General features: G+C 54.8%; 21 protein-coding genes and 1 other annotated feature. Of the genes, 5 read left to right on the top strand and 16 right to left on the bottom strand.

From position 1 onward, the window contains the following. The first annotated feature begins 23 nt into the window (after window positions 1-23). The gene (gene yaaA / locus LH23_RS08525) at window positions 24-797 is read left to right on the top strand and encodes a peroxide stress protein YaaA (RefSeq protein ID WP_039290144.1); all 774 of its coding nucleotides are present in this window, start codon (window positions 24-26) and stop codon (window positions 795-797) included. A gap of 46 nt (window positions 798-843) precedes the next feature. Here the strand turns inward: yaaA and LH23_RS08520 are convergent, their stop codons facing one another. From LH23_RS08520 to yjjY, 7 genes are all read right to left on the bottom strand, one after another. Then, window positions 844-1,104 (bottom strand): DUF2502 domain-containing protein, encoded by a 261-nt coding sequence (locus LH23_RS08520; protein WP_039290140.1) that lies wholly within the window; start codon window positions 1,102-1,104, stop codon window positions 844-846. Window positions 1,105-1,316: 212 nt separating this feature from the next. Next, a complete protein-coding gene (thrC, locus tag LH23_RS08515; RefSeq protein WP_008461670.1) occupies window positions 1,317-2,603 on the bottom strand; it encodes a threonine synthase in 1,287 nt (428 codons plus the stop codon). 3 nt (window positions 2,604-2,606) lie between these two features. Then, a complete protein-coding gene (gene thrB / locus LH23_RS08510) occupies window positions 2,607-3,536 on the bottom strand; it encodes a homoserine kinase (protein WP_008461668.1) in 930 nt (309 codons plus the stop codon). 1 nt (window position 3,537) lies between these two features. Then, window positions 3,538-6,000: a bifunctional aspartate kinase/homoserine dehydrogenase I gene (gene thrA / locus LH23_RS08505; RefSeq protein WP_039290138.1), complete on the bottom strand. Its 2,463-nt coding sequence runs from the start codon at window positions 5,998-6,000 to the stop codon at window positions 3,538-3,540. Window positions 6,001-6,025: 25 nt separating this feature from the next. Continuing rightward, window positions 6,026-6,143 (bottom strand) — a sequence feature (Thr leader region). Continuing rightward, window positions 6,082-6,150: a thr operon leader peptide gene (gene thrL, locus LH23_RS23380; RefSeq protein ID WP_071530522.1), complete on the bottom strand. Its 69-nt coding sequence runs from the start codon at window positions 6,148-6,150 to the stop codon at window positions 6,082-6,084. (Overlaps the previous feature by 62 nt.) Window positions 6,151-6,347: 197 nt before the next feature. Beyond that, window positions 6,348-7,034 (bottom strand): tRNA/rRNA methyltransferase, encoded by a 687-nt coding sequence (locus LH23_RS08500; protein ID WP_039290136.1) that lies wholly within the window; start codon window positions 7,032-7,034, stop codon window positions 6,348-6,350. A 400-nt stretch (window positions 7,035-7,434) separates the two neighbouring features. Next, on the bottom strand, window positions 7,435-7,575 hold the full coding sequence (gene yjjY / locus LH23_RS23930) for a protein YjjY (protein WP_001541509.1): 141 nt from the start codon (window positions 7,573-7,575) through the stop codon (window positions 7,435-7,437). A 96-nt stretch (window positions 7,576-7,671) separates the two neighbouring features. Between yjjY and arcA the strand changes: the two genes are divergently transcribed. Beyond that, a complete protein-coding gene (gene arcA / locus LH23_RS08495) occupies window positions 7,672-8,388 on the top strand; it encodes a two-component system response regulator ArcA (RefSeq protein ID WP_008461663.1) in 717 nt (238 codons plus the stop codon). Between the two features lie 58 nt (window positions 8,389-8,446). Here arcA and LH23_RS08490 read toward each other — a convergent pair whose 3' ends face one another. From LH23_RS08490 to LH23_RS08470, 5 genes are read right to left on the bottom strand one after another with little or no spacing between them, the layout of a single operon-like run. Beyond that, complete coding sequence (locus LH23_RS08490) at window positions 8,447-10,468, bottom strand: CocE/NonD family hydrolase (protein ID WP_039290131.1); 2,022 nt, start codon at window positions 10,466-10,468, stop codon at window positions 8,447-8,449. Then, window positions 10,465-12,087: an ABC transporter ATP-binding protein gene (locus tag LH23_RS08485; protein WP_039290127.1), complete on the bottom strand. Its 1,623-nt coding sequence runs from the start codon at window positions 12,085-12,087 to the stop codon at window positions 10,465-10,467. Before LH23_RS08485 ends, LH23_RS08490 begins: the two co-directional genes overlap by 4 nt. Further along, window positions 12,084-12,914 (bottom strand): ABC transporter permease, encoded by an 831-nt coding sequence (locus LH23_RS08480; protein ID WP_039290124.1) that lies wholly within the window; start codon window positions 12,912-12,914, stop codon window positions 12,084-12,086. Before LH23_RS08480 ends, LH23_RS08485 begins: the two co-directional genes overlap by 4 nt. A 3-nt stretch (window positions 12,915-12,917) precedes the next feature. Beyond that, window positions 12,918-13,865, bottom strand: a complete 948-nt coding sequence (locus LH23_RS08475) for an ABC transporter permease (protein ID WP_039290121.1) — start codon at window positions 13,863-13,865, stop codon at window positions 12,918-12,920. Beyond that, window positions 13,865-15,454 carry an ABC transporter substrate-binding protein gene (locus tag LH23_RS08470; RefSeq protein ID WP_039290117.1) on the bottom strand — a complete coding sequence of 530 codons (1,590 nt, stop codon included), beginning with the start codon at window positions 15,452-15,454 and terminating at the stop codon, window positions 13,865-13,867. Before LH23_RS08470 ends, LH23_RS08475 begins: the two co-directional genes overlap by 1 nt. 192 nt (window positions 15,455-15,646) lie before the next feature. Here LH23_RS08470 and LH23_RS23375 point away from each other — a divergent pair, with 192 nt between their 5' ends. Next, on the top strand, window positions 15,647-15,946 hold the full coding sequence (locus LH23_RS23375; RefSeq protein WP_071842770.1) for a CBU_0592 family membrane protein: 300 nt from the start codon (window positions 15,647-15,649) through the stop codon (window positions 15,944-15,946). A gap of 129 nt (window positions 15,947-16,075) precedes the next feature. Here LH23_RS23375 and LH23_RS08465 read toward each other — a convergent pair whose 3' ends face one another. Then, window positions 16,076-16,978 (bottom strand): LysR substrate-binding domain-containing protein, encoded by a 903-nt coding sequence (locus tag LH23_RS08465; RefSeq protein WP_039296467.1) that lies wholly within the window; start codon window positions 16,976-16,978, stop codon window positions 16,076-16,078. A 142-nt stretch (window positions 16,979-17,120) separates the two neighbouring features. Then, complete coding sequence (creA, locus tag LH23_RS08460) at window positions 17,121-17,594, bottom strand: protein CreA (RefSeq protein WP_008460116.1); 474 nt, start codon at window positions 17,592-17,594, stop codon at window positions 17,121-17,123. A 211-nt stretch (window positions 17,595-17,805) separates the two neighbouring features. On the opposite strand from creA, the gene robA reads away from it, so the two are divergent. Continuing rightward, the gene (robA, locus tag LH23_RS08455; RefSeq protein WP_039290112.1) at window positions 17,806-18,675 is read left to right on the top strand and encodes an MDR efflux pump AcrAB transcriptional activator RobA; all 870 of its coding nucleotides are present in this window, start codon (window positions 17,806-17,808) and stop codon (window positions 18,673-18,675) included. Here the strand turns inward: robA and gpmB are convergent. After that, window positions 18,672-19,319: a 2,3-diphosphoglycerate-dependent phosphoglycerate mutase GpmB gene (gene gpmB, locus LH23_RS08450; RefSeq protein WP_039290109.1), complete on the bottom strand. Its 648-nt coding sequence runs from the start codon at window positions 19,317-19,319 to the stop codon at window positions 18,672-18,674. The two genes, robA and gpmB, sit on opposite strands and share 4 nt — an antisense overlap. 52 nt (window positions 19,320-19,371) lie before the next feature. Between gpmB and yjjX the strand changes: the two genes are divergently transcribed. Beyond that, window positions 19,372-19,899 (top strand): inosine/xanthosine triphosphatase, encoded by a 528-nt coding sequence (yjjX, locus tag LH23_RS08445; protein WP_039290103.1) that lies wholly within the window; start codon window positions 19,372-19,374, stop codon window positions 19,897-19,899. Here yjjX and trpR read toward each other — a convergent pair. Continuing rightward, window positions 19,896-20,234 (bottom strand): trp operon repressor, encoded by a 339-nt coding sequence (gene trpR / locus LH23_RS08440; RefSeq protein ID WP_008460111.1) that lies wholly within the window; start codon window positions 20,232-20,234, stop codon window positions 19,896-19,898. The two genes, yjjX and trpR, sit on opposite strands and share 4 nt — an antisense overlap. Window positions 20,235-20,252: the final 18 nt, after the last annotated feature.

The raw sequence follows: 20,252 nt of genomic DNA, 5'->3' as shown, positions 1-20,252 counted from the left end.
GCCAAACTATGCAAGGAGTGGACATGCTAATTCTTATCTCACCTGCCAAAACGCTGGATTACCAAAGCGAGCTGCCGACGGACCGCTATACACAGCCGGAACTGTTGGAATATTCACAGCAGTTAATCAGCGTTGCCCGCAAGCTAAGCGCCCCGCAAATTGCTTCCCTGATGAGCATCAGCGATAAGCTGGCCTCTCTGAACGAAACCCGTTTCCACGAGTGGCACCCGGCATTTACGCCACAAAACGCGCGCCCGGCTATTCTCGCCTTTAAAGGTGATGTTTATACCGGCCTGCAGGCCGAAGAGTTTAGCGAAGCAGACTTTGATTTTGCCCAGCAGCACCTGCGTATGCTTTCCGGGTTGTACGGCGTGCTGCGTCCGCTGGATTTAATGCAACCTTACCGGCTGGAAATGGGAATTCGCTTGGAAAACCCGAAGGGCAAAGATCTGTATCACTTCTGGGGCGAGACAATTACCGACAAGCTGAATCAGGTGCTGGCCACCCAGGGCGACAATATCGTGGTCAACCTGGCGTCTGATGAATACTTTAAAGCGGTGAAGCCGAAAAAGCTGAACGCGGAGATCATCAAGCCCGTTTTCCTCGATGAAAAGAACGGCAAATTTAAAGTCATCAGCTTCTATGCGAAAAAAGCGCGTGGGCTAATGAGCCGCTACATCATTGAGAATCGCCTGACGAAGCCAGAACAGCTGAAAGCGTTTAATACAGACGGCTATTTCTTTGATGAAGAAGCATCACAGAAAAACGAACTGGTGTTTAAGCGCCACGAGCAATAAAAAAACGCCAGCATTAAGCTGGCGTTTTACTGTGAACTAGCGTGAGTTATCTATCCCAGCGATTATCATGATGATCCCGTGGCGGGCCATCGAATCTTGCATGCCGCTGCCAGCGATGTTCACGCCACTCATAGTGCCTTGCCCACCAGTCGTGGTCTCGCCAGTAATGGCCGTCCCAATAGCGCCCGTGGTTGTCCTGATCGCCAAAGTGCAGCGTCACGGCAGGCACCAGCGTGATTTCTCCCGCCTGTACCGCCAGCGGCGTCACCACCAGCAGGGACAACGCCAGAAAAATGGATTTCAACATAGCTTGCTCCTTACTTCTTAAGCCGGCCCATTGGGCCCGTTAAGATGAGCTTATGTCGGAAATCACGCCCGCGTTATTCTCCGCAATCCTAATCTCTAAGCATCCGCATTTTATGGGAATTTCTCCTTTTTTCCTGCTAAATGCCTGCTTATTTTCTCCCTGATTTACAGGAAAAAACGCCCCAGTTCGACAAGCAAAATGGGGCTTCAGAATTACGCTTTAACCATCATGAACTTACGCAGTTCGGCAAAATCAGCCGGGAGATTGTGGGACAGCAGCGGCAGATCTGCGCGGGACGCCAGTTCTTCCGGCAGAGGCAGCGCTTCACCCAGAATCTCTTCCACGCTCTCTTTAAACTTCGCCGGATGCGCGGTGCCCAGGAACAGCCCAAACTCACCTGGCTGCAGCTGGTCGCGCAGAGCGCGGTAAGCAATCGCCGCGTGCGGTTCAGAAACGTAGCCAATTGCCTTCAGCTCACGCATCGTATCTTTGGTGGTTTCGTCGGTCACGGCAGCATAGCCAAGGTCGGTCAGGCGCCAAATTTTGCGGCGGAAAAGCTCTTCCACGCGCGGCCAGTTGTTCGGCTGGCTAACATCCATGGCGTTGGACAGCGTGGCCACGGTCGCTTTAGGCGCCCACTGGCCTTCAGCCAGGAAACGCGGAACGGTGTCGTTGGCATTGGTCGCCGCAATAAAACGCTTAATCGGCAAGCCCAGGGATTTTGCCAGTAGGCCAGCCGTCAGGTCACCAAAGTTACCGCTTGGTACGGAAACCACCAGCTGATTACGGGCTTCCTGCGGCAATTGAGCTACCGCTTCGAAGTAGTAGCAGATCTGCGCCAGCAGGCGGCTGATGTTAATGGAGTTTGCCGAGTTTAACCCCAGCGCCACCTTCAGCTCTTCATCATCAAATGCCTGTTTCACCAGCGCCTGGCAGGCATCAAAATCACCGTCAATTGCAACGGTTTCGATATTCCCACCGAGGGTACAGAACAGTTTTTCCTGCAGCGGACTGATTTTGCCACGCGGATAAAGAATAACGACGCGCACATTCTTAAGGCCGTAAAACGCATGAGCCACCGCCGCACCGGTATCGCCGGATGTTGCCGTCAGAATGGTCACAGGCTTGTCGCCGCTGATGTGGGTCAGCATCTGCGCCATAAAGCGCCCGCCAAAGTCTTTAAACGCCAGCGTTGGGCCGTGGAACAGTTCCAGGCAACCCACGTCCGGTTCAACCATGTTCACCGGCGCAGGGAACGCGAAGGCCGCACGCACGCGCTCTTCCAGAATCTCCTGCGGGATCTCATCCCCGATAAATGCGGACAAAATTTTGCTGCTACGGCTGACAAAGTCCATCTCCAGCATGGCGTCGATTTCAGTCAGTTCAAACTCAGGCAGGTCATGCGGGAAAAACAGGCCCTGCTGTTTGCCCAGCCCCTGGGTAACCGCCTGTGCAAAGGAGACCTGCTCGTTGTGATCTTTAAGGTTGTACAGTTTCATGTCTTATCCCAAAACTCGTGCGCCAGCCGTATCCAGACGGCAAATATGTACAAAACCTTCCTGGTTCTGCAAATAATGTTGGCTGAGCCAGTCAGCCACGCGCTGCGCGGTATCGGTGTTATCGCACAGTGCAAATAAGGTCGGGCCGGAACCCGAAATCCCGCTAGCCAGAGCGCCGATATCCGCCACGGCTTTACGGGACTCATCAAACTTCGGCAGCAGTTTGGCGCGGTAAGGTTCAGCAATCACATCCTTCATCAGCTTCGCCGCGAGCGCAGGCTGGCGGGTATGACAGGCATGAATAAAACCGGCCAGATGGCGACCGTGGCTAATACAGTCCTGGCGGCGGTATTGGGCAGGTAAAATCGCACGCGCTTCGGCGGTTGAAACCTTAATGCCTGGATACGCCAGCACCCAAAGCCACTCATCAAAGCCTGGCACCTGCTGGCTGATGATGCCGTTTTCTTCGATCATCAACTGCATGCCGCCCAGGAAACAAGGCGCAACGTTATCGTAATGAATGCTGCCGGAAATACGCCCTTCCAGCTCGCCCATTAGCGCCAGCAGGCGTGTGTCGCTCAACGGCTTACCGCAAAATTCATTCATCGCCATCAGGCCAGCCACCACCGAACAGGCACTGGACCCCAGCCCGGAGCCGATGGGCATATTTTTCTCAAGCGTCATCGCCACAGGAATAGTCTTGCCAATCTCCTGGCAGAAACGCTCCCAGCACTGATAAACAATGTTCTCGCGTGGTTCATCCGGCAGCTTACTGGCGAACCGTCCAAGGTTGGTCAGGCTGAAACTGTCTGCCGCTTCAACCGTCACGTAATCACCCAAATGTGAGCCATCAACCGGCGACACCGCCGCACCCAGCACATCAAAGCCGACGCTCATATTGGCGCTGGAAGCCGGGGCATATACTTTAACCATCTTAAACTCCTAACTTCCATGACAGGGTGCGAAGCAGATCCGCGAAGACACCGGCGGCGGTAACGTCGTTACCCGCCCCATAGCCGCGCAGAACCAGCGGCAGCGGTTGATAATAGTGGCTGTAGAAGGCCAGGGCATTTTCGCCGTTCTTCACCTTATACAGCGGATCGTTGCCGTCTACGGCGTCGATCTTCACTTTGCAGCTGCCGTCTTCTTCAATAATGCCGACGTAACGTAGTACTTTCCCATCGTCACGCGCCTTCCTCACACGAGCCGTAAACTCATCATCCAACTGAGGAAGGCGTGCCATAAAAGACTCGACGTCTCCGCTCGCATCAAAATTTTCCGGAAGTACGGATTCGATTTCGATATCCGAAAGTTCCAAATCGCTCCCGGTCTCACGAGCCAGGATCAACAGCTTACGCGCCACGTCCATACCGGAAAGATCGTCACGCGGATCCGGTTCGGTATATCCCATTTCGCGCGCAGTGCTGGTCGCCAGCGAGAAGCTCATTCCCTCATCCAGCTTACCGAAGATGTAAGAAAGCGACCCGGAAAGAATGCCGGAGAAACGCTGCAGTTCATCGCCCGCATTCAGCAGGTTTTGCAGGTTTTCGATCACCGGCAGCCCCGCCCCCACGTTGGTGTCGTAGAGGAATTTGCGGCGCGAACTCTCCGCGGCATTACGCAACTGGTGGTAATAATTCATGCTCGAGGTGTTGGCCTTTTTGTTTGGCGTCACCACGTGGAAACCTTCGCTCAGGAAATCAGCGTACTGATCCGCCACAGCCTGGCTGGAAGTACAGTCCACAATCACCGGGTTCAGCAGATGATACTCTTTCACCAGGCGGATCAAACGGCCAAGGTTGAACGGCTCTTTGGCCTGCTCCAGCGCCTGCTGCCAGTTTTCGAGATCCAGGCCATGCACGTTAGTCAGCAGGGCTTTAGAATTCGCCACGCCGCAAACGCGCAAATCGATATGCTTCTCCTTCAGCCACGCCTGTTGGCGTTTAACCTGCTCCAGCAGAGCCGCGCCCACGCCGCCAACACCTACCAGGAACAGCTCAATAACCTGATCGGTGTTAAACAGCATCTGGTGAGTCACACGTACGCCGGTCACGGCATCGTCGTTATTGACCACAACGGAGATAGAACGCTCGGAAGAGCCCTGTGCGATAGCGATAATATTGATATTCGCGCGGGCCAGGGCTGCAAAGAACTTGGCGGAGATACCTCGCAGCGTTTTCATGCCGTCGCCCACGACGGAGATAACAGCCAGGCGTTCGGTCACCGCCAGCGGCTCCAGCAGCTCTTCTTTCAGTTCGAGATAGAATTCGTCTTCCATCGCCTTGCGAGCGCGGCCGCAATCAGCTTGCGGAACGCAGAAGCTGATGCTGTACTCGGAGGAGGACTGGGTGATCAACACCACGGAAATTCCGGCACGGGACATGGCGGCAAACACTCGAGCGGCCATGCCGACCATGCCTTTCATGCCTGGGCCTGAAACACTGAACATTGCCATGTTGTTCAGGTTAGTGATGCCTTTCACCGGCAGCCCTTCGTCATCGCTCTTGTCACCAATGAGCGTACCTGGCGCCTGCGGATTTCCGGTATTTTTAATCAGGCAAGGGATCTGGAACTGAGCAATCGGGGTGATGGTGCGCGGGTGAAGCACTTTGGCGCCGAAGTAGGAAAGCTCCATCGCTTCCTGGTAAGACATCGACTTCAGCAGTCGGGCGTCAGGGACCTGGCGCGGGTCGCAGGTATAAACGCCGTCGACGTCAGTCCAGATCTCACAACAATCGGCTCGCAGACAGGCAGCCAGTACGGCGGCAGAATAGTCGGAACCGTTTCGGCCCAGAACAACCAGCTCGCCTTTGTCGTTCCCGGCGGTAAACCCGGCCATCAGGATCATGTGATCTTCAGGAATGCGGCTGGCGGCAATACGGCGGGTTGACTCTGCGATATCCACGCTGGAATCCAGGTAATGCCCCACCGCCAGCAATTTTTCAACCGGATCGATAACGGTCACCTGGTAGCCGCGAGCCTGCAGCACTCCAGACATGATAGCGATAGACAGCTTCTCGCCCCGGCAAATGATCGCCGCATTGATGCTGTCCGGGCACTGTCCCAGCAGGCTGATGCCATGCAGAACATGCTTAAGCTGGGCAAACTCCTGATTCACTAACCCTTTCAGTTCAGCCAGCGGAAAGCCCGGCTGTGCCTCTGCCAGACCATTCAGCAGTTCAGCAAAAATACGTTCTGCGTCGCTGATATTCGGCACAGCGTCCTGGCCACCGATGGTTTTCTCAATCATCGCCACAAGGTGGTTAGTAATTTTTGCCGGAGCAGACAGCACGGTCGCCACCTGCCCCTGTTTGGCATTACTTTCCAGGATATCGGCAACGCGAAGGAAACGCTCCGCATTTGCCACCGAAGTACCGCCGAATTTCAACACTCGCATTGTTGTGACCCCTTGATTTTTTCCCGAAAAAAAAGCCCGCACTGTTTAGGTGCGGGCTTTTTTCATTTTTACCTGTATGCGTCAGCCCGCACCGTTACCTGTGGTAATGGTGGTTGTGATAATTGTGGTAATCAGGCTGAAGCGAAACATGGATGTTGTGTGCTCTAAATTTGTAATAGCTCTATTGGTTAAAGCAATCCCTTTACCAAGTCAATTTTTTTTAGTTCTGTCACAAAAAATCGCCTTGCCCGGTCGCGCTGAAAAAACCACTAAAAATGACAGTAAAAGAGCAGAAATAGCGCAATAAGTTAGATGAACGTCTCAAAAAAGAGAAATTCAAAAACATTTCATTCTGGCAATTTTTTTTCGATGTCATGAAGCAAACGGTGAAGCATTGCCGTGTCTCTGTGCTCCAGCAGGCCCAAACGTTGCTGAACCCAATCGACCATTTTTTGGTCGTCAGCAACCTCAAGGCGATGCAAAAGCGCCGCCATTCGCAAACGCAGCGCATTCAACTGTTGCCCGTCAACGGCCACGTTTTCCACAGGCGGTTGCTGCATCAAGGCGGAAAGCTGGTAGCAATAAACCATCACGGCCTGCCCCAAGTTAAGCGACGGGTAATCCGCAACCATCGGCACGCCGGTTAAAACATCCGCCAGCTCCAGCTCTTCGTTAGTCAGCCCGGAATCTTCACGGCCAAAAACCAACGCCGCACATCCTACCCACTGGCGCTTTTCTTCAAGCATTGGCACCAGCTGTTGCGGCGTCGCGTAGTAATGAAACTTCGCCCGGCTGCGGGCCGTTGTGGCGATAGAAAAATCCACGTCACTCAAGGCATCCGCGAGCGTGTCAAAGTGGTGAATCCCATCAAGGATATCGCCCGCGCCATGCGCCACCCAGCGCGCGGCGGGTTGGAGATGCGCATCACTGGCAACGATCCTCATCTCCGTAAACCCCATGGTCTTCATCGCCCGGGCCGCGGCCCCGACGTTCTCTGCTCTGGCCGGTGAAACCAGGATAATTGGCAAACGCATTGGAACTCTCTTCTAAAATTCGTTAAAACGTGCGAAGTGATGCACAAATTTGGATAATACGCATCGCAAATTTACTTTGTTGCAACATATATTGTGACAGCGGCTTCCGATGGACTTATAACTTAAGCTTATGCTTTTACGTGATTATATACCATGATAGTGGGGTAAATGCCGGTTATATCCACTTGTTTAGCATGGTTTATTTTCCGTAAGCTCATTACCGTTGCAGGCCAGATTCAGCTTACTTTTTTAACGCTTTACGATCTTGATTATTAAAAAGTTGTGACAAAAGCTAGCATTGAGCTACGATGATTTAATGAAACTGTTAACGTGCTACAATTGAAATTGATATATGTCAACGAAGCGTAGTTTTATCAGGTGTCTAAGCAGCTCCAGCCTGTTATGTTGCTGTTAAAATGGTTAGGATAACAGCCGTTTTTGACACCGTCGGGTCCAAAGGGAACGTACCCACGACCAAGCTAATGATGTTGTTGACGTTGATGGAAAGTGCATCAAGAACGCAATTACGTACTTTAGTCATGTTAAGCCCGGCATGTTAATTTATGGCATGTAACAGGCAGGTCAGGGACTTTTGTACTTCCTGTTTCGATTTAGTTGGCAATTTTAGGTAGCAAACATGCAGACCCCGCACATTCTTATCGTCGAAGACGAATTAGTAACACGCAACACGCTTAAAAGCATTTTTGAAGCGGAAGGCTATGATGTTTTTGAAGCGACCGATGGCGCAGAGATGCATCAAATCCTTGCCGATAATGACATCAACCTCGTCATTATGGACATCAACCTGCCGGGTAAAAACGGCCTGCTGCTGGCGCGTGAATTGCGCGAACAGGCTAACGTGGCGCTGATGTTCCTGACGGGCCGTGACAACGAAGTGGACAAAATCCTCGGTCTTGAAATCGGCGCGGATGACTACATCACCAAACCTTTCAATCCGCGTGAGCTGACTATTCGTGCACGTAACCTGCTGTCCCGTACCATGAACTTAGGGGCCATCAGCGAAGAACGTCGTTCCGTTGAAAGCTACAAATTCAACGGCTGGGAGCTGGACATCAACAGCCGCTCTCTGGTTAGCCCAAACGGTGAACAGTATAAGCTGCCGCGCAGTGAATTCCGCGCGATGCTGCACTTCTGTGAAAACCCGGGCAAAATTCAGTCTCGTGCTGAGTTGTTGAAGAAAATGACCGGTCGCGAGCTGAAGCCGCATGACCGCACCGTCGATGTGACCATCCGTCGCATTCGTAAACATTTCGAATCCACGCCGGACACGCCTGAAATTATCGCCACCATCCACGGCGAAGGCTACCGTTTCTGCGGCGATCTGCAGGAATAAGCGGTTAGAAATAACGAAAAGGGCTGACATCTGTCAGCCCTTTTTTTATGCCTGTCTTTCAACGGACAATACGTTCGTTCCAGTCGCGGGTAAAGACCACTTCCCCATTGTGCTGAACAGTCATCTTCCCACTGACGATAAAATGCGTCAGGTCACTGCGCATCTCCAGCACAATGTCTGTGTCCGTCCACCAACCTTCCCGGCCGATTTTCATGTTCTGAGTCAGCAGATAATGCGCCGAGAGCGGATCGCTGTTCTGCACGGTTAGCTGACGTCTGAGGCTATGATCGACGGTGGTATTGATATCATCAAAGCGGTACACACCCTCGCCAAAAACACCGCCCACGCCCTGAGTGATGCTCTGCCAGCTGTCCTTCACCACGTCATAGCGCAGTTCACGATCGACCCGCCCCGGAGAGAGGATTGTCAGCGGCGTATTGGCTGCTGTTTCAGGATGAGGGTTCGGGCCAGCAATCGGCTTCACTTCCCGACAAACCGGCAATTGCAGTTGAGCGCTGGCCAGATCAACGCTAAGGGTCGCATTCTCGGCCATCGGCCAGATCATCGGCCAGAAGGTGGTCGCGAGAGAAACCCGCAGCCGGTGCCCGGCAGCAAAGCGCCAGGCGATCCCGTCCAGTTGCACGGTAACATTCACTTTCTCACCCGGTACCAGCGCGACGTTCTGCTCCTGCCCCTGCAGATGGCTCAGATTCACCCAGCCGTGACTGACGCGGGTCGAAGCCCCATCGGGCGCAACGTCTGACAGGCGGACATACAGCATTGCCGCAGGTTTATCGCTGGAAAGCGTGACATCAAACTGTGGGAAGCCGTAAATCGCCAGGCTTTCGCTCAGCGGGGCACTGTCGAAACTTTCTGCCAGACCGTCGTCCATTCGCTGATCGCTCGGACTTTCTCCCAGCACACCCGCGCCCATCCACTCTCCGGCGAACAACCCGTGGTTCTGCACGCTACGGATATCCTGCCGGTATTCATCGGCTAAAGGCGATGTCGCCAGCCGACCAGGCTGCAAATGCCAGCGCTGAGGGAAGGTTTCAGCGTCGGTATCATTCTCAATGGCAATCCACTCCCCATAGGCCTGCGGCCGCTGCGAATCAGGTCGCTGGCTGTCGTTGAGCCAGGCCTGAACGCGCGGGCCATCCAGTACATCGTTATCGACCTGTTTCAACCAGCGATCCCACCAGCTCACGGCCTCCTGCAGAAAACCGATGGCCGGTGTAGGTGAGCCATCCTGAGGATAAATATGCGCCCACGGGCCGAGGATCGCCTTACGCGGGACGTTAAGGTTATCCATCAGGCGGAAAACCGCGTTGCTATAGGAATCCGCCCAGCCGCCCACGGCCATCACCGGGCAGGTGATCGCCTGCCAGTCCTCCCCCACCGAGCCGTGCTTCCAGTAATCATCTTTCAGCGGATGTTCCATCCACAGCGCCGGGAAGAAAGGCATATTTTCAAGGCGATTCAGCCAGGCCTGGTACCAGCCCTCCCCGACCAGCTCCGGGTCCTGCGGGCGACTTTGGTAGGCCAGCATAATGCCGCCCCACCACAAATTGTCGTTCAGCAGGCAGCCGCCTTTATAGTGGATATCGTCGTTGTAACGATCGTCCGTCGAACAAACGGTGATAATGGCTTTCAGTGCCGGAGGGCGGCGAGCCGCCAGCTGCAGGCAGTTAAACCCGCCCCAGGATTTTCCCATCATGCCCACGGCGCCGTTACACCAGCCCTGACGGCTGATCCAGTCGATCACCTCCAGCGCATCCTCCTGCTCCTGCAGAAGATATTCATCGGCCATCAGCCCGTCGGAGTCGCCGCTGCCGCGCATGTCTACCCGCAGCACCGCATAGCCATTCCCGGCAAAATAGCCGTGCATCGGCTCATCCCGGGTACGCGTTCCGTCGCGCTTGCGGTAGGGAATGTACTCCAGAATAGCGGGCACTGGCTGCTGTGAAGCCGACAAAGGCAGCCACATCCGCGCGGCCAGCCGAGTCCCGTCTTTTAAAACAATCCACAAATGTTCCGTCACGCTCACGCTGTGGGGGAATTGCGTAATAAGAGTTTTCATGAAGCTCCTGCCATCGCATTTAACTGACGCTGACCCAGCACCTCATCCAGCCAGGAAGGGCGCATTTCCGGCACGGAAGTCAGCAGTTTTTCGGTGTAGCTGTGCATTGGCGCGCTGAATACCTGCGCGGTTGGGCCCTGTGCGACGACATTGCCCTGATACATCACGGCAACCTGCTGGGCAATACGTTTCACCGTGCTCAGGTCGTGAGTGATAAACAGGTAAGACAGCCCCAGTTGCTCCTGAAGATTTCTCAGCAATTTCAGCACTTCTTCCGCCACCAGCGGGTCAAGGGCGGAGGTTGCCTCATCGCAGATGATCAGATCGGGCTTCGCGGCCAGCGCTCGCGCAATACACACGCGTTGCTTCTGGCCCCCGGAAAGCGAGCCTGGATAGCGATCAATCAGATAATCAGGGAGTTCAGTCAGTTTGAGGAGTTCGAGAACCCGCGCGCGAACCTGCTGCTTATCAAGGCCAAAATAGAACGCTACCGGGCGGCCAATCGCCTCCAGTACGGTTTGCCTCGGATTAAGCGCCACATCAGGCAGCTGATAGATCATCTGGATACGGCGCAACGTCTCTTTATCACGCTGCTGATAGCGGTTGGCCAGCACCTTGTCAGCGAAGGTGACGCTGCCTTTAGTGTCAGTCAGCAGGCCGCAGAGCGCCCGGGCCAGCGTACTCTTCCCGCTCCCTGACTCACCGATAATGGCCATCGTTTCCCCTTTGGCAATGCTGAGGGAAACGTTGTGGACGACCGTTTTGCCGTTGTAGCCCGTCGAGAGATTATTCAGCGCCAGAAGCTGCCCTTCAGGTTTGCTCTCGGCATGCACCGGCGTTAAAGCGTGGGCGCGTTCGGACACCAGCCGCTGCGTGTAGCCTTCAGCTGGGTTTTGCAGAATATCGGCGGTGCTGCCGCATTCCACTTCACTCCCCTGACGCAGCACCATAATGCGGTCGGCAATCTGTGCGACAACCGCCAGATCGTGAGTGATATACAGCGCAGCAGTATTAAACTCGCGGACCAGTTTGCGCAGCATCACCAGCACTTCGATTTGCGTCGTCACATCTAACGCGGTGGTCGGTTCATCCAGCACGAGAACGTCCGGCTTGCAGGACATCGCCATCGCCGCCATAGCCCGCTGCAGTTGCCCGCCCGAAAGCTGGTGCGGATAGCGCTGGCCGATAGTTTCAGGCTCCGGAAGATCCAGCGCTTTAAACAGCGTTACGGCCCAGGCCTGAGCTTCTTCCGGGTTCATCAGGCCATGACGAAGCGGCCCTTCGCATACCTGCTTGCCGATGGTCAGCGCCGGGTTGAACGCCGCCGCCGCACTCTGTGCTACATATGCCACACGCTTACCGCGAAACTCGCGTTTCTCTTTGCTGGACAGCGCCACGATGTTTTGCCCGGCCACAAGAACTTCGCCACCCGCAATCCGGCAGCCAGGTCGGGCATAGCCCAGGGCCGCAAGACCGATAGTTGATTTCCCCGCGCCGGACTCACCAATCAGCCCCAATACTTCACCTGGCATCAGGCTGAGAGAGACACCTTTGACCAGCGGCAGGCCTTGCTCGGTTTCAATGCGTAAATCACGCATCTGTAAAATCGGTTGTGTCATCCCTCTTCTCCCAGCGAAAGGTTGTTACGTACCAGCAGCCAGTCGACCACCAGGTTGACGCCGATCGTCAGCAGAGCAATCGCCGCAGCGGGGTACAGCGGAGCAAACTGGCCAAAGTTGATGGCCTGCGCGTTGTCGCGCACCATGCTGCCCCAGTCCGCCCACGGCGGCTGAATGCCCAGCCCAAGGAAGCTAAGCCCGGCAATAAACAAGAAGGTAAAGCAGAAGCGCATGCCGAATTCCGCCAGCAGCGGCGGCATTGCATTAGGCAGAAACTCTTTACGAACGATCCACCACAACCCTTCCCCACGCAGGCGTGCCGCCTCAACATATTCAAGGCAGACGATCCCCTGCGCGACCAGGCGAGCAAGACGGAAAACGCGAGTCGCGTCTAATAACGCAATCGTGCCGACCAGCACCGGAATAGAGGTCCCCAGCACGGACAGGACGATCAGGGCCAGGATCAGCACCGGAATTGACATCAGCGTATCCACAATGCGGGTCAGCACGACATCTACCCAACGCCCGTAAATCGCGGCGGTAAAACCGGTAATAATGCCCACCACAAACGAAATAGCGGTGATCGCCAGCGCAATCGCAATAGTGGTTCTGGCGCCGAACAGAATGCGCGACAGCATGTCACGTCCCAGACTGTCGGTACCGAACGGCATTGAAGTGGACGGCAGCATCCAGATGTCACCCACCTGAGCCGTTTCGCTGTGCGGCGCCAGCCAGGGTGCAAAAAGCGCAGCAATCAAATTGACGGCAATGATGGTCAAACCCAATATTGCCGACAGCGGTACCGTGCGAATTTTGATATTTTTCATGGCCTACCTCGCATGCCGCAGTCGTGGGTTACACCAGATAGCCAGCAGATCTGCCGCCGTATTCAGCAGGATGTAGGTCCCGCCAAACAGCAGTCCGCAGGCCTGCACGACCGGTAAGTCGCGTTTTGTCACCGCATCCACCATCAGTTGCCCGATGCCCGGATAAACAAAGACCACTTCAACCAGGATGACACCCACCACCAGGTACGCCAGGTTAAAAGCAATCACGTTGATGATTGGCGCGAGCGCGTTGGGCAAGGCGTGGCTCAGCACAATGCGCCAGCGCGAAAGCCCTTTTAGCAGCGCCGTTTCGATGTAGCTGCTGGACATCACCGCGCCGACGGAAGCACGCGTCATGCGCAGCATATGTGCCAGCACCACCAACACCAGCGTCAGCATCGGCAACGTGCAGGCATAGAGCCTGTCGAGCAAGCTGGCATCCGGGTCGACCAGCGCGAGGCTGGGGAACCAGGCCAGGCGGATGGCGAAGAAGATCACCAGCACGTAGCCGACAAAAAACTCCGGCACCGAAATGCTCATCAGCGTCAGCGTATTTGCCAGGCGGTCAAACCAGGAGCCTCGCCATACTGCCGAAGCAATGCCCAATACCACCGCAAGCGGAATCGCAATCAGCGCGGCATACACCGCGAGGAATAGCGTGTTCGCCAGGCGAGGCAGCAGCTCGGCACCAATGGGCTGATTATTGGCAAGCGAAGTGCCTAAATCACCGTGCAAGACACCGGACAGCCAGTGCAGATAGCGATAAACCGCCGGCTGGTCCAGGCCAAGCTGCAGACGCAGCGCGGCGATAGTCTCCGGCGTGCCGTTCTGGCCCAGGATGGCGCTCGCCACGTCGCCAGGTAACAGCTCAGTGCCGACGAAAATCAGGACCGAAACCAGCCACAGCGTCAGCACGCCCAGCAATAAACGATGAAGGATCTGTTTTTTCATTACGACTCCAGCCAGACGCGTTCAGCCAGGCGACCGCCCATAAAGTTGAAGAGTGGATGAGGTTTCACGCCGCCAACTTTTTTGCTGGCAGCATCCAGATAGTCGCCAAACAGCGGGATCATCGCGCCGCCGTCATCCCGGGCAATACTTTGCAGCTCGCCGTAGATCTCTGCGCGCTTTTGGTCATCAAGCAGCGATCGCGCCTGAATCAGCAGGCTGTCGAACTTGTCGTTCTTCCAGTGAGTGTCATTCCATTTGGCGGTGGACTGCCAGGCGGTGGAGAACATCTGATCCGCGGTCGGGCGGCCGCCCCAGTAGCCCATGCTAAACGGCGCTTTCATCCAGACGTCATCCCAGTAGCTGTCCGCCGGCTGGCGTTTGATGCTGACCTGAATCCCTGCCGCAGCGGCTTCGCCCTGGAACAAGGCGGCGGCATCCAGTGCCCCGGCAAAGGCAGCATCAGAGGACGACAGCTCAAGCGGCAGCGCGCTTAGGCCGGCTTTTTTCAGGAAGAACTTCGCCTTGTCAGGATCGTAGGCGCGCTGCTCCAGGCTTTTATTGAAGAAGCGATCGGTTTTCGGGATCGGATGGTCGTTGCCCAGCGTGCCGTAGCCCCGCAGCACGGTGGCCAGTAATTTCTCGCGATCGATACCGTATTTAATCGCCGTCCGAACGTCATTGTTGTTAAACGGCGCTACGCGGCAGTCCATCAGGAAGGTGAAATGCTGCCCGCCCGCCGCGCGCACAATGTTCAGTGCCGGGCTGCGCTTCAGGAAATCGACGGTTTTAAAGTCCACTCGGTTGATGGCGTGTACCTGACCTGAGATAAGGGCGTTGGTACGCGCAGTCGCATCATTGATGACCAGCACTTCTACGGCATCCACAAACGCGCGGTTTGGCTTCCAGTAATTAGGATTGCGTTTGAAGTAGGAACGCACGCCCGGCTGATACTGGTCAAAGACGAAGCCACCGGTACCAATCGGGTGTTTCCAGTCGGTAAATCCATCCGGCACCACGACGAGGTGGTAGTCCGCCAGCAGGAAAGGCAAGTCAGCGTTGCCGCTATCCAGCGTCAGGGTAATTTCGTTCTCACCGCTCTTCTTCAGATCTTTGATGGCCGCCAGCTGCGTTTTAATCGCGCTACGCGACTGGTCGCCACGGTGAAGATTAATCGAATAAAGAATGTCTTCTACGGTAAGCGCCTTGCCGTTGTGGAAGGTCACGCCCTGGCGCACTTTAAAGGTCCACTCCTGCGCACCCGGCTTCGCTTCCCAGCTTTCCAGCAGCTCCGGCGTGGCCTGGTTATTCTCATCAATTTCCACCAGGCCGTTCATCAGCATGTACGCCTGGTTCAGCGGCACCCAGTCGCTAAAGAGCGTAGGATCCAGAGAATCACTGGTATTGCCGCCCGACATGCCCAGCTTCAGCACACCGCCCTTCTTAGGCGTTGCTTCGGCAGCAAAGCCCGCCAGCGGCGACAGCGATAACGCACTGCCCATACCAATCAGCGCCGCCGTATTGATAAATGAACGGCGGCTCATGCTCACGCCTTGCAGGTATTTTTTTTCGTCTGAACGATCGTCTTTCATTTATTTTTCTCCGTTATTATTTGTTTGTCTGACCATCGGCCAGATGCCATAGCACATCTATTTATGATTTATATCAAAACAGCTAAACGCTGAGGCATGAGTTTTTCGTATCAGACTATGAAAAAAATGCACGGCAGAACCACGGCAAAAAAGATAATTTCCCGTTCACGGAGTCACATCAGGAAAGAAAAAGTGGAACTTCATACCCTTGTAGGTTTAATTGGCGTGTTTTGTTACCTGCTGGCATACGCGCTGGTTCAAATGCGAAGGCTATCAATAGATTCAAATGGTTATGCCTGCCTTAACATCGCAGGCTGCGTGGGCGGGCTGTATTCCCTCAGCCATGATTTTAATTTAGCGTCGGTAATATCGCAGTCAATGTGGCTGGTTTTCACGCTTATAGGTATGCATACTTCTTATCGCCGTCGTGGTGCTATGAAAAATAAAATACCGCCTCTGGATTTAGAGACAATAAATAAACCAAAGGATTAAAAGTGGCCCGTCACTTATTTCCCACAAAATTACATAAGAAAATGTTATGGCTAATGGAATGAGCAAATAATTTATTGATGACCAAAATAATAAAATAATCGTCTTTTGTGATTTACATCTATTTTCTGCTTATTCCACCGACGGCTGTCGCTGCAGCCAGCTCATCACATGGCGAACAACCGGCTTCATGTAGCGATCCTGTGGGATAAGCAGGAAACATTTACTGGCGGCGGCCAGCTTTCCGGAGTGAGCCGCGACAAGTTCTCCCCGGTTAAGATAATCCTGCACCAGCCCTTCCCAGCCGAGTAATATCCCGTCGCCTCGGACCGCCGTCTCCACCAAAAACGGATAGTTATTGGCTCGCCAGGTTTGCCGGGGCACAAAGCTCAAAACATTTTGCGAGGCAAACCAGTCACTCCACCCGGTCCACTCCCGCTGAGGATCGTCCTGAATCAGCAGCGTGTGCTGCAGCAACGCTTCCGCTGGTGCGTCCGAACCAATGCGCGACAGAAAAGCCGGGGAGCACATGGGGTAGCAGACTTCATCGAAGAGCGGCGTGGCGTGAAAGCCGATGGGAACATCCCGAAGGTAAAAAATAGCCAGATCAAATTCCGATGAGCGCAGCTCTGAGAAGTTGTCAGTAATTTTCATGCGAATCTGCAAATCCGGCAGTTCACGATGCAGGGCAGAAAGTCGGGATGACAGCCACAGCGAACTCATGGCGCTGGTACAGGCGATAGTGACCTGAGGCAACCCGGTCCAGCCCATCACTTCCGCTGTGGCATGTGACAATGCCGCCAGCTGCTGCCTGACCCGCTCGGCATAAGCTTCACCGCGTGGCGTAAGCAGCACTCGCCGCTGGGTACGGGTAAAAAGTTTGCAGCCGAGCATCTCTTCCAACTGCAGAATTTGCCGGCTGGTGGCGCTTTGCGTCAGGTTGAGCTCTTCCGCCGCACGAGAAATGTTGCCGTAGCGGGCCACACATTCGAAAGCAATAAGAGTATTCAGGGGCGGTAAGGGCTCGATCTGCATCAAAGAAGCCTTAAAAGGCAACGGCACGGTCATAACACACTAATAAGGAAGGTAAGAACTGACAAGCCTGACGCATCAGAAATACATCAGGCTTCTCATGTCGGTCGCGCGCGGGCGTATCCCTCAGCGACACCAGCTCCGATTATTTACTCCACGGAATAATTGGTACCGCGCTGATGGCGTTCTTCGGCGAGCCTTCTACAACGCGATCAGAGTAGGCAAGGTAGGCCAGTGCATTACGCTTCGCATCATAGAAACGCACCACTTGCAGCTTTTTAAACACCAGCGAAGTTCGCTTCTGGAAGACGACATCGCCCTGTGCTTTACCCGCTTTTATCTTATCGCTGAGCTCAACCGGGCCTACTTGCTGGCAGGATATTGCTGCATCAGACGTATCTTCCGCTAATCCGAGGCCACCCTTAATGCCTCCGGTTTTTGCGCGGCTGATATAACAGGTCACGTTCTTCACATCAGGGTCGTCAAACGCTTCGACTACAATCTTGTGGTCGGGGCCAAAGACTTTAAACACGGTATCCACCGATCCGATCTGCTCCGCGCTCGCGCCGTAGCTCACGGCCAGAAGCGCACTGCAAAGTGCTAAAGCTTTATATTTCATATTGTTACCATTGTTTAAAAATTACCCTACGGGACTATTCAACAATCGGACAAAAAACCGTTGAATATCACATTATTAGCAAAACCTGCCTCCATAGTCGGCAAATTTGGCACAACTTGTTAAATAAAAACGGTGAATGCATAAAGTACAAAAATGCTATCATCCGCTACCTTAGTAAACAGGCATTCGCTTGTATGGATGAGGATATTTTATGGATCAGGCTGGGATCATTCGCGATCTTCTTAGCTGGCTGGAGGGCCACCTCGACCAGCCTCTCGCCCTTGATAATGTGGCGGCAAAGGCAGGTTATTCCAAGTGGCATTTACAACGGATGTTTAAAGAGGTTACCGGGCACGCTATTGGTGCCTATATTCGCGCCCGCCGACTCTCCAAATCCGCCGTTGCTCTGCGCCTGACGGCGCGCCCTATTCTCGACATTGCGCTTCAGTACCGCTTTGACTCGCAGCAGACGTTTACCCGTGCGTTTAAAAAGCAGTTTGCTCAAACGCCGGCGCTCTACCGTCGTTCTCCTGACTGGAGCGCTTTCGGTATGCGACCGCCGCTGCGTCTCGGCGAGTTTACGCCGCCGCAGGCCTACTTCATCACGATGCCGGAAACGCATCTGGTTGGGGTGACGCAAAGCTACAGCTGCACGCTGGAGCAAATCTCCGACTTCCGTAACGAGATGCGCATCCAGTTCTGGACACAGTTCCTCGGCAACTCTCCGACCATCCCACGGGTGCTTTACGGCCTGCATGAGCCTCGCCCAAGTTCGGAAAAAGACGACGAGCAGGAAGTCTTCTACACTACGGCGCTGACGCCGGAGCTGGCGAATGGTTTCCTGCCGGACTCGCATCCGGTGGTGCTGGAAGGGGGAGATTATGTGCAGTTTAACTATGAAGGGCTGGGCACCGGGCTGCAGGACTTCATCCTGACGGTTTATGGTACCTGCATGCCGTCACTCAACCTGACGCGCCGTAAAGGTCAGGACATCGAGCGTTTCTATCCTCAGGATGAAACGCGGGATCAGGATGTGCCGATGCATATCCGCTGTGAATACCTGATCCCGGTTCGCCGTTAACGCTGGATCTCATCCAGAGCAGGAGCATCAAGATGCGAGATGTCTCCTGCTGTTTCAACCACCCATCCAGACGCCAGCCACGGGCTGTGCTGATAATCCACGCGGGAAATTGAACAGTTGCGCAGACGCAGGCGGCGTTCAGCCCACGCCGGTAAGCCAAGAATCGTACTCACCAGCCCACCCAGCGCCATACCGTGACTCACCAGCAATGGTCGGCTTCCGGCCGGCAACTCCCGACAGGCATTCAGGGCTTCGTGCATGCGATTGCTCAGTTCCAGCATGCTTTCGCCTTCAGGAATACGACCGTCCGGCGTACCGTCCACCAGACGACGACGCCAGCCCTCTTCCTCTTCGGTCAGCGAGTCCATTTTGCGGCGTTCAAGCACGCCCATGTTGAGCTCGCGCAGGCGGGCATCCAGGATAATCTCGCACCCGCAGGCTTCGGCGATGATCTCTGCGGTGCGGCGAGTACGGCCTAAATCGCTGCTGATGATGTGGGTGATGCCAAGGGCTCTGGCTCGTTCGGCCACTTGCCAGGCCTGACGTTCTCCATTTTCAGTCAGCGCGCTGTCTGACTGCCCCTGAATGCGGCGCTCAGCATTCCACTGCGTTTCGCCATGACGAACAAGGTATACCTGTAACATGCGTTTTTTCCGTTATACTCCGGTCACGAAATATCGAGAGTTCTGACTTATTATGAACCATGTCGTAGCTGCAACAACCAATCCCGCCAAAATTCAGGCGATTCTGCAGGCGTTTAGCGAGATTTATGGCGAAGGATCCTGCCATATTGAGCCAGTGGTCGTCGAGAGTGGCGTGCCGGAGCAGCCCTTCGGTAGTCAGGAAACGCGAACTGGCGCACGATGCAGAGTAGCGAATGCCCGGGAGATCAGACCAGATGCCGACTTTTGGGTCGCCATTGAGGCCGGTATCGACGAAGGTAGCACCTTCAGTTGGGTGGTGATCGAGAACCGCCAGCAGCGCGGCGAAGCCCGTTCGGCTACCCTGCCGCTGCCAGAAATCATTCTGCAGCAAGTCAGCGCAGGCCGCGCTCTGGGGCCGGTGATGTCGGACTATACGGGTATCGATAAGATTGGGCGTAAAGAGGGAGCGATTGGGGTGTTCACCGCCGGAAAGCTCACGCGTAGCAGCGTTTACCATCAAGCGGTGATTTTGGCGCTAAGTCCGTTTCATAACGAGATTTACCGCCGAGAATTTCTTTAGCGGTTTGAGCTGCCACCCTGCAGCAGCTCTTTTTCCAGCCATGCCCGTAGCTCCGTCGGCGCAGCTTTCAGGCTGTTAGAGCCGCGGGTGATGGTTGCGATACCCGCGCCCAGTTCATTCTTCAGCTCACGCTGGCTAAGCTCACCGCGCAACAACTCTTCAATGATGCGTACTCGCGTGCCTAACGCTGTACGCTCATCCGGCGTCAACAGCAGCGTCAGCAGAGGCATGTGAAGCTCCTGCCCAAAAGCTTGCTGCAACAGCCCCACAAAGCGGAGCCACTCTTTATTACTTTGCTCGGCCTGTTCCGCCGAATACTGAGAGAGCTGAGTCATGTCAGGCCACCATACTCT

The organism is Cedecea neteri (assembly GCF_000758305.1).
Lineage (GTDB): Bacteria > Pseudomonadota > Gammaproteobacteria > Enterobacterales > Enterobacteriaceae > Cedecea > Cedecea neteri_C.
The sequence above is the reverse complement of the archived record's forward strand: the minus strand, read 5'-3'. Positions and strand labels throughout refer to the sequence as shown.

Excerpts from the sequence above, each read along its gene's own strand:
- yaaA (WP_039290144.1), top strand. The coding sequence starts at position 24 with ATGCTAATTCTTATCTCACCTGCCAAAACGCTGGATTACCAAAGCGAG.
- LH23_RS08520 (WP_039290140.1), bottom strand. The coding sequence starts at position 1,104 with ATGTTGAAATCCATTTTTCTGGCGTTGTCCCTGCTGGTGGTGACGCCG.
- thrC (WP_008461670.1), bottom strand. The coding sequence starts at position 2,603 with ATGAAACTGTACAACCTTAAAGATCACAACGAGCAGGTCTCCTTTGCA.
- thrB (WP_008461668.1), bottom strand. The coding sequence starts at position 3,536 with ATGGTTAAAGTATATGCCCCGGCTTCCAGCGCCAATATGAGCGTCGGC.
- thrA (WP_039290138.1), bottom strand. The coding sequence starts at position 6,000 with ATGCGAGTGTTGAAATTCGGCGGTACTTCGGTGGCAAATGCGGAGCGT.
- LH23_RS08500 (WP_039290136.1), bottom strand. The coding sequence starts at position 7,034 with ATGCGTTTGCCAATTATCCTGGTTTCACCGGCCAGAGCAGAGAACGTC.
- yjjY (WP_001541509.1), bottom strand. The coding sequence starts at position 7,575 with ATGACTAAAGTACGTAATTGCGTTCTTGATGCACTTTCCATCAACGTC.
- arcA (WP_008461663.1), top strand. The coding sequence starts at position 7,672 with ATGCAGACCCCGCACATTCTTATCGTCGAAGACGAATTAGTAACACGC.
- LH23_RS08490 (WP_039290131.1), bottom strand. The coding sequence starts at position 10,468 with ATGAAAACTCTTATTACGCAATTCCCCCACAGCGTGAGCGTGACGGAA.
- LH23_RS08485 (WP_039290127.1), bottom strand. The coding sequence starts at position 12,087 with ATGACACAACCGATTTTACAGATGCGTGATTTACGCATTGAAACCGAG.
- LH23_RS08480 (WP_039290124.1), bottom strand. The coding sequence starts at position 12,914 with ATGAAAAATATCAAAATTCGCACGGTACCGCTGTCGGCAATATTGGGT.
- LH23_RS08475 (WP_039290121.1), bottom strand. The coding sequence starts at position 13,865 with ATGAAAAAACAGATCCTTCATCGTTTATTGCTGGGCGTGCTGACGCTG.
- LH23_RS08470 (WP_039290117.1), bottom strand. The coding sequence starts at position 15,454 with ATGAAAGACGATCGTTCAGACGAAAAAAAATACCTGCAAGGCGTGAGC.
- LH23_RS08465 (WP_039296467.1), bottom strand. The coding sequence starts at position 16,978 with ATGCAGATCGAGCCCTTACCGCCCCTGAATACTCTTATTGCTTTCGAA.
- creA (WP_008460116.1), bottom strand. The coding sequence starts at position 17,594 with ATGAAATATAAAGCTTTAGCACTTTGCAGTGCGCTTCTGGCCGTGAGC.
- robA (WP_039290112.1), top strand. The coding sequence starts at position 17,806 with ATGGATCAGGCTGGGATCATTCGCGATCTTCTTAGCTGGCTGGAGGGC.
- gpmB (WP_039290109.1), bottom strand. The coding sequence starts at position 19,319 with ATGTTACAGGTATACCTTGTTCGTCATGGCGAAACGCAGTGGAATGCT.
- yjjX (WP_039290103.1), top strand. The coding sequence starts at position 19,372 with ATGAACCATGTCGTAGCTGCAACAACCAATCCCGCCAAAATTCAGGCG.
- trpR (WP_008460111.1), bottom strand. The coding sequence starts at position 20,234 with ATGACTCAGCTCTCTCAGTATTCGGCGGAACAGGCCGAGCAAAGTAAT.